Here is a 13,828-nt window from a genome sequence, read left to right as displayed (position 1 = left end):
TCTGCCTGTTGATAAGGCTATTGTAAAACCCAAATGTCCGCGAAATGTTACAGCGGCCAAAAAATTTCATTGAAAATCGGGGTGAAATGTTACAACGCTCGGACATTTCAAAAAAATTTACGGCGGGCAGCCGGAAATGGCCGTCCGCCGCGTTCTATTTTGTAGGCAGCATAATGGAAAATTCCGAACCCTTGCCCGGCTCCGAAACCACTTTGATATAGCCGCCCTGCCGCGTTACGATCTCGCGGGCCAGATACAGGCCAATGCCCACGCCCTGCTGTTCGTGTACTTCTTCCTCACGATAGAAGCGCCGGAAGATGGCGGCCTGATTGCTTTCGGAAATGCCCTTGCCGGTGTCGGTCACTTTGATCTCCACATACATTTCCCACAGCACCACCGACACAGCGATTTTCCCGCCTGCCGGGGTGTACTTCACCGCATTGTCCAGCAGGTTAAAGAGGGCTTCGGATGTCCACTTGCTGTCATGGGAAACGGTCAAATCCTCCGGGCAGTCCACGGACACGGCAATTTCCTTTTTCTCCGCTGCATACACGATCCCACTCATGGCCTGTGCCACGGTATCAAAAAGGCGGCCCGGTTTCTTATCCAACTGGATCACGCCCGTTTCCAGCCGGGAGGTTTTCACAAGGGCCTGAAAGAGAAAGTCCAGCTTATCCGTCTGGCTGCGGATTCCCCGGATAAAATCGGTGCGCTCTGCCTCGGTCATAGGCTTTTCCAGCAGGGTGTCCGTCGCCATTTTCAGATTGCTTACCGGCGTTTTCACCTGATGGGAAATATCCGATACAAGGGTCTGTAACTCCTGCCGTTCCTCGTCCACCCGGCGGCGGTTCTCCTGCATGATCTGGTAAAGCCTTGCCAGCCGGTGTCCGATTCTGGCAAGCTGGGTTTCGCTGTCCTCCGGGCGCTGGGGCGCTTCATTCCCGGCGATCATGTGGTCTAAAGTCTGGCACAGGTCAGCGGTAAACTGCGACAGCCGCTTTCCAAACGCCTGCGTCAGTACAAAAATCCCCACAAGGGCGCACAGCAGCAGCGCCCCGCCCGTCAGCAGCACCGCAATCTGTTTTGTCACAAGAAACAGGGCTATGGTGATTCCGGACATGGAGAGGACAAGCCCCATTGCCACCCGGCCAAACAGCCGCTTTACCGAGAGGTTTTGAAACTTCATTTCGCCTCGCCTCCCGTCCACTGATAGCCCATGCCGTAAACGGTCTTGATGTAGGGCGTGCCGCCGTCGGATTCGATCTTGCTGCGAATCCGGCTGATGGAGGTTGTCAGGGTGTGTTCATCCACAAACTTCTCGTCTATATCCCACAGCTTTTCCAGAAGCTGCCCACGGGTCAGCACTTGCCGGGGATTTTTACGGAACAGGTTCAGCATTTTGTACTCCATCGGGGATAAGGTCAGGGGCTTGCCGTTTAGGGAAGCCGCCTGCTCCGAGAAGTCCAGCAACAGCCGCCCGTCGTCGTAAATGTCCTTGGCCGGTTTGTGGTGTTCCAGCATGGCGAACATGGCTTTGATTTTTCGCTGCAAGGCCCCGATCACAAAGGGCTTTGTGATGTAGTCCACCGCGCCCACCTCATAGCCCCGTATCTGGTCGCTCTCCTGATCGTTGGCGGTCAGGAAAATTACGATGGTGTCCGGGTGCTGGGGCTTTATCAGTTTGCACAGCTCAAAACCGTTGCCGTCCGGCAGGTTGATGTCCAGCAGCACTAAATCAAATTCCCGCTGGCGGATGGCTTCGGCTGCGGTTCTGGCATTTAGGGCAGAACCGCAGCCGTAGCCGTCTGCGGTCAGGTTATAGGCCAACATCTTATTCAAAAAACTGTCGTCCTCGACAATTAAAATCTGCTTCATATCCTCACTTCCCTTTCTTTTTTAGTTTTTTATAAATAATTCCTGGAAAAATAATGCTGAACAGTAACTATTCAGAGCCAACACTATTCAAAGATGAAATTAGGGTGGCCTGAAATTGCATTTTTGATTGCTTCGTAAGCATTGTATCCCTGCTTATGTGCCGTACCAACGTAGGACATGATTTTCAGATAATCTCTGGCGCCTTCTTCAGTTCGGAAGCAGCCGGATACTTTGGTCTTAACCTTTATCATCCGAAGATCACGCTCTGCCTGGTTGTTATCAAACGGAACCATGAAGTTATGGATAAAAAGGCAGACCGAGGCCTTGTGATTCGCAAGGCGTTCTACCAAGGCAAGGATTTTTCCCTTTTTCTTCCGTCCACGTTTTTTCTCTGTGGTTTCCAGAAGAGGATTTTCTTTCCTTGCCAGTTCGAGGAGTTCATCATACTTCTTATCGAACTTATGATAGTGATAATAGCTCAGAGAGTCCTTGCCTTTCTCTATCGCTTTCTCTTTGACCTTTTTCATTTCCAGTAAAAGGTTTATAAACGCAGATGTCCATTTCTGGTCAGGATGATTTTCATTTATCCCTGTCAGCTCACGGAGTAGATGGGCACAGCAGACTGCATGCCGTATATCCAAGTAGTTCCAGTAGGAAGCCCAGCAGTCATGCATGGCAATCCCTCTGAATTCTGGGAGAACACCGCATTGCTCCATGCCTTCGGTCCCACGTTTGGGACTGATATCAAGATAGGTATATTCACAGTTTGAGGCATCATGAACCCACCAGAGCTTTTTATCCACTCTGGTTCCGGTTTCATCGAAATGTCCAAGTGAGGAACCGATCATCTTATCCTTTATCTTACCGACTGTTTCACTCAGGCTGTCAGCGCATCTTTTTACCATGCTGCTGATCGTTCCTGTTGCAATCGGAATGTTAAATACTCCGGAAAGAATCTCATGAGTGCGTTTGATGCTGACTGCACCCACGGTGTTTAATGCGACAGATAGTGCCTGCAGGTTTTCACCATATTGTACGGTTGCTTTTACATCAGAAGGGAATTCTCCTCTGCGGGTGTCCCCATGCAGCATACAGATTGGAAGTTCCAGTGCCTGATGTTCTGTTACATTGACTGTAACAACCGCATCAATCACATGGCGTTTTTCTGCGATGCATGCGGTGCCTTTACACATCTGATAGTGCGGACATCCTCCGCATGAGGATGGCATATGCCTGACGATTTCGTCCGGAGCTGTTATCACCGCCAGATGTGTTCCCTGGTGTCCGCTCTGCCCGCCAGCTTTTTTCCCGGATGGCTTCCGGAGACTCTTTGGGGCAGGCTTTTTAAAGCCATCGCTGGATGGCGGTTTGGAACTGTTTTTGGAATTCTTGTTAAGCTGTTCCTTCAGTTCCTGTATGGTCTGATTGAGTTGGGCAATCAACTGAGTCTGAGCAGCGATAGTTGTTGATAATGCTTCATTTTGTTGTAATAACTGTTTAATCAGTTCATCGTTTGTCAACCGGACCACCTTCTTCCGATAAAATTTGATACTTCTATTTTAACGGAAAATGAGCCAAAAAGCGAATCATATCGTTTTGGTGTACTGTCAAAATGACGGTGGATAACCAGAAAAAATCAGAGATTAACTGCCGATAACTCTCGGATAAAATTGACAAATAGTCCATTATTAGGCTGTGATCAAGGATTGATGATGCCATAATCCACAGGCCAAAAGCACTTGGCAGTTATATTGAAAAGTTATCCACTTTTCGTGATAAAGTAATGGTAAAACAGAAATTTTATTTTCTCTGTTTTGACCAAAAATCAATATGCACTAAACGGGGTGCTGAATAGTTACGCTGAACAATAATAAAAGTACCATCAACGCAATCATTTCTTTTACCGGATAGCGGAAAGCGAAATAGGAAATCTGCATTTTCATATACCACTGCATGATACCAATCCCTAAATTTCCAAAACTCATAAGCAATCCACATAACAGTAACCAATAGAAAAGACCCTCTGTTACAAACATTCGATATTCTTGTTTTTTTGTCATCCCTACACGTTCCAGGATTTTACACTCCCATTGCCGAAGCATAATATCCGATATTCTTGTATTTGCGAAATTCATAATTCCTATAAATATTAAAATTCCACTAATACTCATAAGCAGCCATCTACTTGTCTGAATATAGTTCTGCTCCTTTAGCAGACGTTCTGATTTAGAATCTAAATAAAACAAGTTCAATTTATCAGCGTGTCCATATTTTGATTGAAATTCCATATTATAATTGCGAATCATCTGATTCAGTCTTTCTCGGATAACTGACTCCTGATTTTTGTCAACATTAAATTGTATTTCAAAAATTTGTGGTGTTAATTTTTCTACCAGCCAATCATATGTAGTCTCTGTTACCAATAGGATATTTATATTTTTACCATCCCAGCACAATTTCATCTCTGGGAAATCATCCTCTGTTATATCCAGATAACCACAATTTACTAATTTCTCAGGAACTAAACTGCTCATTTCCGTACCAACCGGAACCAGATCATAAAATTCCATCTCTGTTCCTATATAATCCTGCACTTCTCCTGCTATATAATCTGACATCCTATGATCATGTAGCACGATTGTTCCATGATTATTTTGAAACTGCTCCCAATTTACTAGCTTATCATTTTTCTGAATAAAGTCTTTTAGTTCTTCCTGCTCCCCGATACTGACTGTCTGAATTACCGTGGATATTTTATCTCCATTGATTAGAATCTTTATATTCTCCTTGCCATTTTTTCCGACGATCGGATAAAATCCTTTAATGTTTTCTACTGAATGAAGTTCGTTTCCTATGGTCGTTTCAATATCATTCATAAGGGACTTCGGAAAAAACTTCATATTCTTTGTGTCCGGTGATGATTCAATTAAATAATTGCAAGCTTCCTCTGTAATTCCTATTTGGAAGTCCGGCTCTTTACTATAATAATTCTGTAAATCCACTCCATTCACAATTACCGCAGAACATAATGCCAATTCGCACCCAAGCCATAATGACAAACTTGTTATCCCAAATGTTTTTTTATTCCGAAATAAATATTTCTTTGCAAGATAAATTTCAGGATGTTTTCCCCAATAGCGGAATTTCTTTATCTTCGGTTTCTTCCTGCTTTTATGATAAGTGACCGCCTCCGTATATTTCATACACTCCAACGGACTTAATTTCCTCATTTTTCTTTTCAGACATTCCACTGCCACTCCCAACGTGAAAATCACAAGAACAGTCGCTAGGATAAGAAGTTTGGGTTGAAAGAAAACCATTCTTTCTAATTTCCATGTATTCTCTGCATACATTTTTTCTAATAACAATGGCATAATACCCCATATAAACATTCCTCCTAAAACTGCTCCAGCGATACTTCCCGTAAGTCCTATTTTTAGCATCTCACGATTCATGACTTTAATATTCTGCTTTTGTTCCACACCAATTACTTGTAAAAGACCATAACGTTGTAAATCTTTTTCCAGCGAAATATTTAGGATATTGTAAATAAACAAAAACATAGAAAGTAAAACCATAACCGAAAAAAAGACTGCAAATCCATAACTTCCCATCATTTCACTTATTGCCCGATATTCTGCTGGGTTCATACTTACAATTCTCTGTCCCTCATTCAACTTTATGTTATTTGTCAGCATATGTTCTATTTGCGAACCACTGGAATATTTCTTTGTATGATCTATTAAAATCCTACATGGCTCCCATTGAAGTCCGTTCTTCTCCATTGATTTCTCTGATAAAAAAGCCACAGAAGCACCGGAGGTTTGATTTTGATACTCTGTAAAATACCCAGAAAGTAAAAAGTTCTGCATACCGGTTCCACTGGTATTGAAAATGTCATTCCAATAAAAATCCAGTTCAATTTCCATGCCCACTTCGGGATTCTTGATTCCAAGATATTGCAGAGTTTTCGTAGAAAGCATAATTTCATTTTCTTTTTCTGGATAAGTCCCTACCACATTTGTAAATGCAGGACGTATCATTTTTTCAAATCCGGTCACATCTGTAATGACGCAATCACAATATTTTATGGAATCATCTAATAATTTTCCTGCAAACTTTTCTTTCCCAATGCTTTCTATGCATGGTAGCTGTGTAAGCTGTTGTGTCATATCCGCTGTACCATTTTCAATATAGGTCGATACAGCCATACCATCGGCTTTCATATTTTTCTGAATATCAATCGCCATCTTCCCATAGATTAAAGAGAACACACTAAAAATCACGCCTACAGTAATTGTAATTACGATAAACAGTAGACGATTTCTGTTTTGATTCTTTTTCCTGGAAGCATCCATAAGCACTCTTTCAGCCGACTGATTACAATCGTAATTCTCCATCCTATACAACCCTCCCATCTTTCATCTGAATAATCCGATCTGCCATAGCTGCTATTCTTTCATCATGTGTAACGATAATCATTGTCTGGCTATATTTTTTACACATCTTTTTCAAAAATTTCATAACGGATATACTGGTTGTAGAATCTAAATTTCCTGTCAACTCGTCTCCCAAAAGTATGGTAGGATGTGTATAAATAGCTCTGGCGATTGCGACCCGCTGCTGTTGTCCACCAGATAAAGTCATAGGATTTTGTAATAGTTTTTCCTCAATTTCCAGTTCTTCAGCTATCCGCATTACTTCTTTTTTACTGATATTTCTTTCCATAAGTTTGGCAGGTAAAACTATATTTTCAAATACATTCATCTCTGGGATTAAATTAAAATTTTGAAAAATAAACCCAATATGCCATCTTCTGAAGGAACTCCTTTCCTCCATAGATAACTGTGTAATATCTACATCATTGATATAGACACATCCGTGTGTGGGATTTTCCAAACCACCTAGTAAATTGAGCAACGTGGTCTTTCCGCAACCTGAACTTCCCATAATAGCTACAAATTCATTTTCTTCAACTGTGAAAGATATATCATCAACTGCTCTTAAATGAAAACACTAATCCCCCAGCTATGCTGGGGAGAATAGAGTAAGCCGTAGCAAAGAGGATACCTTAAAAAAGCCTCCTATGCTAATATGAGAAAGGTGTCGCAAGCCAATCTCAAGAATAGGAGGCGGTCCAAATGGACAGTAAAAGTTTATCACATACAAGATGGAAATGCCAGTACCATATTGTATTTATACCTAAATACCGAAAAAAGAAATTATTCGGACAGTTGAAGCTCGATGTACGGGAAATAATAAGTACATTATGCAGATACAAAGGAGTAGAAATAATAGAAGGAGCAGTGTGTGCCGACCATGTACACATATGCGTAAGTATTCCGCCAAAGCTAAGTGTTTCAAATTTTATGGGATACTTAAAGGGAAAAAGTACGCTAATGATATATGACAGGCATCCGGAACAGCAAAGCAAATGGAATAAAGCATTTTGGGCAAGAGGGTATTATGTAGCAACGGTAGGAAATGTAACAGAGGATGCTATAAAAAAATATATTCGGGACCAGTCAGAAGAGTCTCGGAAAGAAGAAAGTGAGGGAGCCGCTTTTTAGCGGCAGCAAGTAATATAAGCTTGCGATACCCGCCTTTCAGGCGAGCAGTAACAGAGCCCTTGGGGGCGTTTTTCAAACCCCCACTTGAAGTGGGGGTTGGTGATTAGTGTTCTCCATTAGAATATTCTTTTGTTAAAGATACTGTCTTTACTGCTGCCATATCAATCCCCCTTATCTTTTTCAGATAGTATAACAGGCAAATGTCCGCGAAATGTTACAACGAGCAAAAAAATTTATTTTTTTCATTCATTTCTCTGTTATAGCAGTTCAAAATAATAACTCTATTATAGGCAGTTATCAAAGGTTTATCAATGCGGCAACTGTAAACAGATCCTCTGCCAAAGACTCTTAAAACTACTGGCAAGCAATGCATCTTTACGTAAAAGATGCCTACCAGGCAGAAATTTCGTTCCCGTAATTCCTGCCTGTTGCTTGTTGGTGATATGTCCCCAAACCCCTAAGATCATTGCCGCTGGCAATGGCTGCGCGTTCCGTTGGAACGCTGAAAAATCGAAAGTTAATATCTTACCAAAATAAAAAATGCTATGCAATCAGTGAACCTTTTGCATAGCATTTTCTATTTTTCCGTTTACCTGGCGTAAGTCATAAGTTTTGTAATGTTTCCTTATGGGCTACTGCCATTCGAGAAATTCGTTTTCCTCTTTCAGGCGGCGGATTTCCTTTTCCTGCTCCTTGACCTGTCTGCGTAGGAGAGCCAGTTCTTCTGCAAGATTCAAGGCAGTTTCCGGAGTATGTGAGCCGGAACCGACATTCAGTCTTCCCTCTCTGGCAGCCTTTGTCCACGCATATATAGTGTTTTCAGGGATACCTAACTCGGCTGCAGCTTTTGCACCGCCAAGCTCTTTTGCTAATTTTACGGCTTGGATTTTATATTCCATGTCGTATTTCCGTTGTTTTTTTGCCATTGTAGTTGCCTCCTTATTTCTCTTTGATTATACATCAAATCCTTGAGTGTAAGGTGTCAACTAAAATGATACAACATCATCATGCTTGCGAATGTGGAAAGGAGAAAAAAAGATGTTAATTAGCTTAGTGAAAAAAGAATTTCTGATTGTAAAGAAATATGTAGGCATCATGCTTATCGTGTCATTTCTGATTCCGCCCGTTATGCTTTGGCGGATGCCAGAAGCGGCGGGGGCAATGGGATTTACGCTTACTGTTATTTTTAGCATTTTCATGTTGACCCAGTATGTTTCTTTAAAGGAATATCAGTATCCAAAGGCAACTACCCTGCTTTGTGCATTGCCCTATCCCCGAAAAATGATTGTGCTTTCAAAATACTGTTTTTGTCTGATTATTTATGCGGTCTGCTGTTTGGTCTTTGGGATTGACACAATCATTTTCCCCAAATTAGGAACATTTGATATAAGAATGGCGGCTATCGCTTTTTTAGTAATCACGATACCATTATCTTTTTATTTTCCTGCTTTGTATAAGTTGGGATACGAAAAGACAAAATTTGTATTTGTCATAATTATTATGGTATCCCCTGTTTTATTTGCCTTTCTGTTTAAACCAGAAAATGCGGTAAGATTTAGCTTTTTAGACAGTATTTCTACAACAACGATAGCAATTTTAAGCATTATCATCGGTCTTGTCACCTTTTCAATATCAGCCATTCTGTCAATTCGGTTTTTTGAAAAAAGTGATTTGACGTAGGAGGTTTCATATGGAGCGTGATGTAATAGTAATGTATATGATAGCGGGTGTATCGTTTTCCTTTGCTTTATTCAACTGTATTCTTTTTGCAATAAAACATGGAAAGACAATGAAAACGAGTGGAACGATTGTTTCCATAAAATCAACAAATCCGACAAATGAAAAGTGGCGTAATGCAAAATTGGCAGAGATTTCCTATCGGGTTAATGACAGAAACATTGTATCTGAAAATCGCATACAAGTTCCTTCAACATCCATGATAGGAACACCGATTACCGTTCGTTATGACCGAAACCAACCAGAGAGAATATACAGTTATTCTGCGAAACGAATAATCACGGGATTTTTAATTGGCATAGGCAGCGTACTGATAGCTGTACTTATGCAAATCCATTAGAGAAAGGGGGATAAAGGATATGCCACATTTTCCAGAATGGTTTGTAATTATCTGCATTCTGCTTCCTGTTGCAAACTTGATTTATAAAGCATGGAAAAACAGAAAGGAATGATATGCTCCCATTAAAGTAGACAGACAAAATAATAAAACTGTCACTGTAAGGAAATGTAAACTGCTTATTTGATACAAAGGGAATGAACAGAATATCGAGGAAACTGTTGAAAACAAGGGGTTCTGGCTTTTTGGGGGTGCCGGAATCCCTTGTTTGACTCCGTGTACACCCCTCGGAGGCAAAGTTAAAAAGTATGGGGGCAAAATTAAAAAGTATAAGGCAAAATTAAAAGGTTTGGGGCAAAGTTACATTGTATCAAAGACGGCTATTAGATAGAGGAGCATATTTCATGGGACAACATTCAAAATACTCTTTTGAGATGAAACTGGCTGCTGTCACAAAGTATCTGGAGGGAAGTTGTTCAACAGAAAGTATTGCCCGAAGCCTGGGAAACAAATGGGACACGCATCGTCAAGTGGGTGACCTTGTATCAGGTACTGGGAGCAGATGGGTTAAAAACATCCCCCAAATTCAGCGCCTATTCAGCCGAAACAAAACACAATGCCGTCTGTGATTACCTTTCCGGCAAAGGGATATGAAGGGAAATCCAGAAAAAGTATGGAATCCGCTCGGATAAACAGCTTCGCAACTGGATTATGAAGTATAATGGTCATGAAAATCAAAAAACTTCTTTCACAGGAGGAAACAGTAGCCTGGCCAAAGGAAGAAAAACCTCATATGAGGAACGGGTGCAAATTGTAACATACTGCATGGAGCATGGAATGGATTATGCTAAGACAGCAGAAAAATACCAGGTATCTTACCAACAGGTTTACCAATGGACAAGGAAATACCAGTCAAACGGCGTAGTAGGGCTTATTGACAAAAGAGGGAAAAGAAAATCTGAAACGGAGATGTCGGAACTGGAGAAGCTGCGTGCAGAAAATAAGCTTCTTCAAGCGGAAAAGCGCAGAGCCCAGCTGGAGGTTGCTTTCTTAAAAAAACTCGACGAAATCGAAAGGAAGCGGTTCTAAGCCAGACACAAAATGAGACGGTTTATCTGGCAATACAGGAAATATATGACGAGCAGGGATGCTCTATATCGGAACTCTGCAGATTTGCGGGAATTTCGCGTTCTGCTTATTATAAATGGCTGAACCGGAAACCAAGTGAAAATGAGAAATTCAACCAGAAATTATGCATCCTTATCAGGCATGCGTACGAGGAAAAAAGCGGGATTCTGGGTTACAGGCAGATGACGATTAAATTGAACCGTGAAAATGAATTTCAAGTCAACGCAAAGAGAATCTTGCGCCTTATGCGGATTTTACATCTGAAATCTGTGTGCCGGCGCAGGAGAAGAAACTATGTAAAATCAACGCCAGAGGTTACTGCCGAAAACATCTTAAACCGGGAGTTCCATGCGGAACGTTTTGGGGAAAAATGGCTTACAGATGTAACGGAGATGAAATATAGAGCCAGTGGGAAGGCATACCTGAGCGCCATTCTGGACTTGGCAGATAAAAGTATTGTTTCCTTTGTCATTGGACATTCCAATAATAATGCCCTTTTTTTTGAAACCTTTGACAATGCCCATGAAAACCATCCAGATGCAAAGCCTTTATTCCACAGTGACCGTGGGTACCAATACGCCTCAAAATATTTGAAGGATGCTGCATAAAAACTCTGCCAGTCCTCCTTATGACTGGCAGGCTAAAATTTCTATTTTTTTAATTGTCTACTTGACAGGGAGCGGTTCAGTTATTTTCTCCTTGATTTATGCGGCTTTGCGGGCGTTGAAATGACAGGGTAAGGGTTTTAGATGTCTGCTGTCAAAAATGGCGTTCTATTGCGTAACAGGAATAAGAATTATTTCTGAAAAGTCAGAAGGTAATGGATAGAAATTTTCGTGTGTCTATGATAAAATGAAGCATACATAGTATTCAAAATATATTTATGAAATATTGATAAGGTGATTTATGTAGACTAGTATCAAAAAACGATTTCTCCAGACTTGCAAAAGAAAATTAAAGGCGTAATACAAGCTAAAGGAAATGAAGAGAAAAAGCAAATAGAAAGATTGAAAAAATTTTTCTATTCTATGGAATTTTCGGATATACAAGCACTTCTTTTTACAAAGAAATAGACAACGGTAGAAGAAAGCAAAGCTGAATTTCTTTCTAAGCATGAGAAACTTACGGAATTATTAGAAGAAGATATAAGAACCGCTTTTGATACATTTTCATTTAGAATTGATAAAGATTTAGAATCTCAAATATCATATTAGTTGATTATGTTATGGCTCGATAGTCCATTGGTAGGACGTCCCTCTTCATAAGTATATTTGTTAAAATGTATTTATGAAGGGGAAAGATTTATGCGACTTCACGGGCGTTGAAATGACAAAATAGGGGTTTTATATGTCAGCCCTTAAAACGGCGTCCTATTGCGTAACAGAAAAGCAGAGAACGACCACTAATGAAAGTGATGTGTTCTCTGCTTTTACTTGCCCCCTGTTAGTCAGCGCTGAAGATAAGTTGTTGTGAATACTTCCTTATCAACTCAAAAACAGTATGTCACTACCAAGGCCCAGTATGGAAGGATCATTGCGGACAACAGGACGCTTCAGTTTACAGCGAAATCCGAACTGATGGATGTGGAGCAGAATTATATCCGGACATCGCGGGGGGTATGGGAGCGCTGAGCGCTATTTTGATTTTAAGGGGACTGCTCCATTATGTGAACATTACTTTTTCTGGACTGGACGTACGGAAAAAGTAATGTTCACATAATGGAGCTCGTGCTTTGCATAGGGGCGCTGTTCGGGATTTGTATGGTGGTTCCGCTTTTGTTCTATAAGCAGTTTGGGGAGGCATCTGCTGTGCAGAAATCAGGTGGTTTCAATTTTGTGAAAAGGTTTTAGTTGTCAGAGACGAAAGCGATTTTGGAGGTATGTATGCAAAAGCATCAGATTTTAAAGATCTACGGAACGGATTATAAGGGGATGACGAAGCGGCTCCTTACGGAAGCAGATTTGAAAGAGCGGATACCGGGAAAGGGGGCGAGGATCGGGATTAAGCCGAATCTTGTCTCGCCTACCCCGGCTTCTTATGGGGCGACTACTCATCCGGAGGTGGTTGCGGGAATTATTGAATATTTGCAGGAGAACGGATTTCGGAATCTTGTGATTGCGGAAGGCTCCTGGGTGGGCGATAAGACGGCGGAGGCCGTTTCAGCGTGTGGATATGACGAGCTGGTGGGGCAGTACGGAGTAGAATTTCTTGATACACAGAAAGACGGCTCGTACAAAGCAGATTGCAAAGGGCTGGAATTGAATATCTGCAATTGCGTGAAGGAGATAGACTTTCTCATTAATGTGCCGGTGCTGAAGGGACATTGCCAGACAAAGATTACGTGTGCGCTTAAAAATATGAAAGGGCTGATTCCAAATTCTGAAAAACGGCGGTTTCATTCGCTTGGACTGCATCGGCCGATTGCCCATCTGGGGCTTGGTATTCGTCAGGATTTTATTGTCGTGGATCATATCTGCGGTGATTTGGATTTTGAAGACGGGGGAAATCCGGTCGTCAAAAACTGTGTGATGGCTGCCTGCGATCCCGTTCTGGTGGACGCCTATGTCTGCAGTCTGCTCCACTATGCGGTACAGGATGTGCCATATGTGGAAATCGCGCAGCGCCTTGGCGTTGGCAGCGCGGACTTGGAGCATGCGCAGATACTCACCTGCGGCATCTGGAACGGGAACAGGCTGGAAAACCAGAAGCAATCAGAACGAAAAGAGGCGTGTCAGACAGATAGCGCAATACAATCAGAAGAAAAAGCTTTTTGGCAGGCGGACAACGAGTCGCTACCGCTTGCCCGTAAGGTGGTGGAGCTTCAGGATGCGGTGGAAGAGGTGGAATCGTGCAGTGCCTGTTATGGGTATTTACTTCCGGCGCTGGAGCGTTTGAAACAGGAGGGCTTGTTGAATAAGCTGGAGGAAAAAATCTGCATCGGGCAGGGATACCAGGGCAAAACAGGTCAGATTGGAATCGGACGCTGTACAAAGGATTTTATTTACAATGTGAAAGGGTGTCCGCCTACGGAAGACCAGATTTATGAATTTCTGAAGCATTATATAGGTTCCAACTATGTAATTTGATTTTGTAATTCAATGCTGTACATGCTATACGGGAAAATGCCGCTGTGGGCCATTGGTACAAAACTGCAAAAGCAGAAGACAGAAAGTGTGGTAAG

Annotated in this window: 11 protein-coding genes and 2 pseudogenes; 7 read left to right on the top strand and 6 right to left on the bottom strand. The window is 41.9% G+C overall.

The annotated features are described in order from the left end of the window. Positions 1 to 154: 154 nt before the first annotated feature. The 5 genes and pseudogenes from AC6I2O_RS12135 to AC6I2O_RS12115 all read right to left on the bottom strand — a co-directional run. Positions 155 to 1,186 (bottom strand): sensor histidine kinase, encoded by a 1,032-nt coding sequence (locus tag AC6I2O_RS12135; RefSeq protein ID WP_497742772.1) that lies wholly within the window; start codon positions 1,184 to 1,186, stop codon positions 155 to 157. Further along, positions 1,183 to 1,875, bottom strand: coding sequence for a response regulator transcription factor (locus tag AC6I2O_RS12130; RefSeq protein ID WP_497742771.1), 693 nt, complete (start codon positions 1,873 to 1,875; stop codon positions 1,183 to 1,185). The genes AC6I2O_RS12135 and AC6I2O_RS12130 overlap by 4 nt, the downstream gene beginning before the upstream one ends. An 83-nt stretch (positions 1,876 to 1,958) precedes the next feature. After that, positions 1,959 to 3,395, bottom strand: coding sequence for an IS66 family transposase (gene tnpC, locus AC6I2O_RS12125; RefSeq protein WP_497741574.1), 1,437 nt, complete (start codon positions 3,393 to 3,395; stop codon positions 1,959 to 1,961). A gap of 315 nt (positions 3,396 to 3,710) precedes the next feature. Next, positions 3,711 to 6,275, bottom strand: coding sequence for an FtsX-like permease family protein (locus AC6I2O_RS12120; RefSeq protein WP_497742770.1), 2,565 nt, complete (start codon positions 6,273 to 6,275; stop codon positions 3,711 to 3,713). Position 6,276: 1 nt separating this feature from the next. Then, positions 6,277 to 6,882, bottom strand: a pseudogene (locus AC6I2O_RS12115) (ABC transporter ATP-binding protein); the annotation flags it as partial. 134 nt (positions 6,883 to 7,016) lie between these two features. Between AC6I2O_RS12115 and tnpA the strand changes: the two are divergent. Then, positions 7,017 to 7,445 (top strand): IS200/IS605 family transposase, encoded by a 429-nt coding sequence (tnpA, locus tag AC6I2O_RS12110; protein WP_172497717.1) that lies wholly within the window; start codon positions 7,017 to 7,019, stop codon positions 7,443 to 7,445. Positions 7,446 to 8,077: 632 nt separating this feature from the next. Here tnpA and AC6I2O_RS12105 read toward each other — a convergent pair. Then, entirely contained in the window at positions 8,078 to 8,371 is a 294-nt protein-coding gene (locus AC6I2O_RS12105; protein WP_497742769.1) for a transposase, read from the bottom strand. Between the two features lie 91 nt (positions 8,372 to 8,462). Between AC6I2O_RS12105 and AC6I2O_RS12100 the strand changes: the two genes are divergently transcribed. From AC6I2O_RS12100 to AC6I2O_RS12075, 6 genes and pseudogenes are all read left to right on the top strand, one after another. After that, on the top strand, positions 8,463 to 9,125 hold the full coding sequence (locus tag AC6I2O_RS12100) for an ABC-2 transporter permease (protein WP_497742768.1): 663 nt from the start codon (positions 8,463 to 8,465) through the stop codon (positions 9,123 to 9,125). Between the two features lie 10 nt (positions 9,126 to 9,135). After that, a complete protein-coding gene (locus AC6I2O_RS12095) occupies positions 9,136 to 9,522 on the top strand; it encodes a DUF3592 domain-containing protein (RefSeq protein ID WP_497742767.1) in 387 nt (128 codons plus the stop codon). Between the two features lie 708 nt (positions 9,523 to 10,230). Beyond that, positions 10,231 to 10,608 (top strand): helix-turn-helix domain-containing protein, encoded by a 378-nt coding sequence (locus tag AC6I2O_RS12090; protein WP_497742766.1) that lies wholly within the window; start codon positions 10,231 to 10,233, stop codon positions 10,606 to 10,608. A gap of 23 nt (positions 10,609 to 10,631) precedes the next feature. Continuing rightward, a pseudogene (locus AC6I2O_RS12085) lies at positions 10,632 to 11,255 on the top strand (IS3 family transposase); the annotation flags it as partial. 861 nt (positions 11,256 to 12,116) lie between these two features. Continuing rightward, positions 12,117 to 12,278 carry a hypothetical protein gene (locus AC6I2O_RS12080; protein WP_497742765.1) on the top strand — a complete coding sequence of 54 codons (162 nt, stop codon included), beginning with the start codon at positions 12,117 to 12,119 and terminating at the stop codon, positions 12,276 to 12,278. Positions 12,279 to 12,530: 252 nt separating this feature from the next. Then, positions 12,531 to 13,733 carry a DUF362 domain-containing protein gene (locus tag AC6I2O_RS12075; RefSeq protein WP_120391719.1) on the top strand — a complete coding sequence of 401 codons (1,203 nt, stop codon included), beginning with the start codon at positions 12,531 to 12,533 and terminating at the stop codon, positions 13,731 to 13,733. Positions 13,734 to 13,828: the final 95 nt, after the last annotated feature.

Source organism: Blautia sp. St.27G3 (genome assembly GCF_059728505.1).
The sequence above is the reverse complement of the archived record's forward strand: the minus strand, read 5'-3'. Positions and strand labels throughout refer to the sequence as shown.

Coding starts and splice junctions, on each gene's coding strand:
- AC6I2O_RS12135 (WP_497742772.1), bottom strand. CDS start 1,186: ATGAAGTTTCAAAACCTCTCGGTAAAGCGGCTGTTTGGCCGGGTGGCA.
- AC6I2O_RS12130 (WP_497742771.1), bottom strand. CDS start 1,875: ATGAAGCAGATTTTAATTGTCGAGGACGACAGTTTTTTGAATAAGATG.
- AC6I2O_RS12120 (WP_497742770.1), bottom strand. CDS start 6,275: ATGGAGAATTACGATTGTAATCAGTCGGCTGAAAGAGTGCTTATGGAT.
- tnpA (WP_172497717.1), top strand. CDS start 7,017: ATGGACAGTAAAAGTTTATCACATACAAGATGGAAATGCCAGTACCAT.
- AC6I2O_RS12105 (WP_497742769.1), bottom strand. CDS start 8,371: ATGGCAAAAAAACAACGGAAATACGACATGGAATATAAAATCCAAGCC.
- AC6I2O_RS12100 (WP_497742768.1), top strand. CDS start 8,463: ATGTGGAAAGGAGAAAAAAAGATGTTAATTAGCTTAGTGAAAAAAGAA.
- AC6I2O_RS12095 (WP_497742767.1), top strand. CDS start 9,136: ATGGAGCGTGATGTAATAGTAATGTATATGATAGCGGGTGTATCGTTT.
- AC6I2O_RS12090 (WP_497742766.1), top strand. CDS start 10,231: ATGAAGTATAATGGTCATGAAAATCAAAAAACTTCTTTCACAGGAGGA.
- AC6I2O_RS12075 (WP_120391719.1), top strand. CDS start 12,531: ATGCAAAAGCATCAGATTTTAAAGATCTACGGAACGGATTATAAGGGG.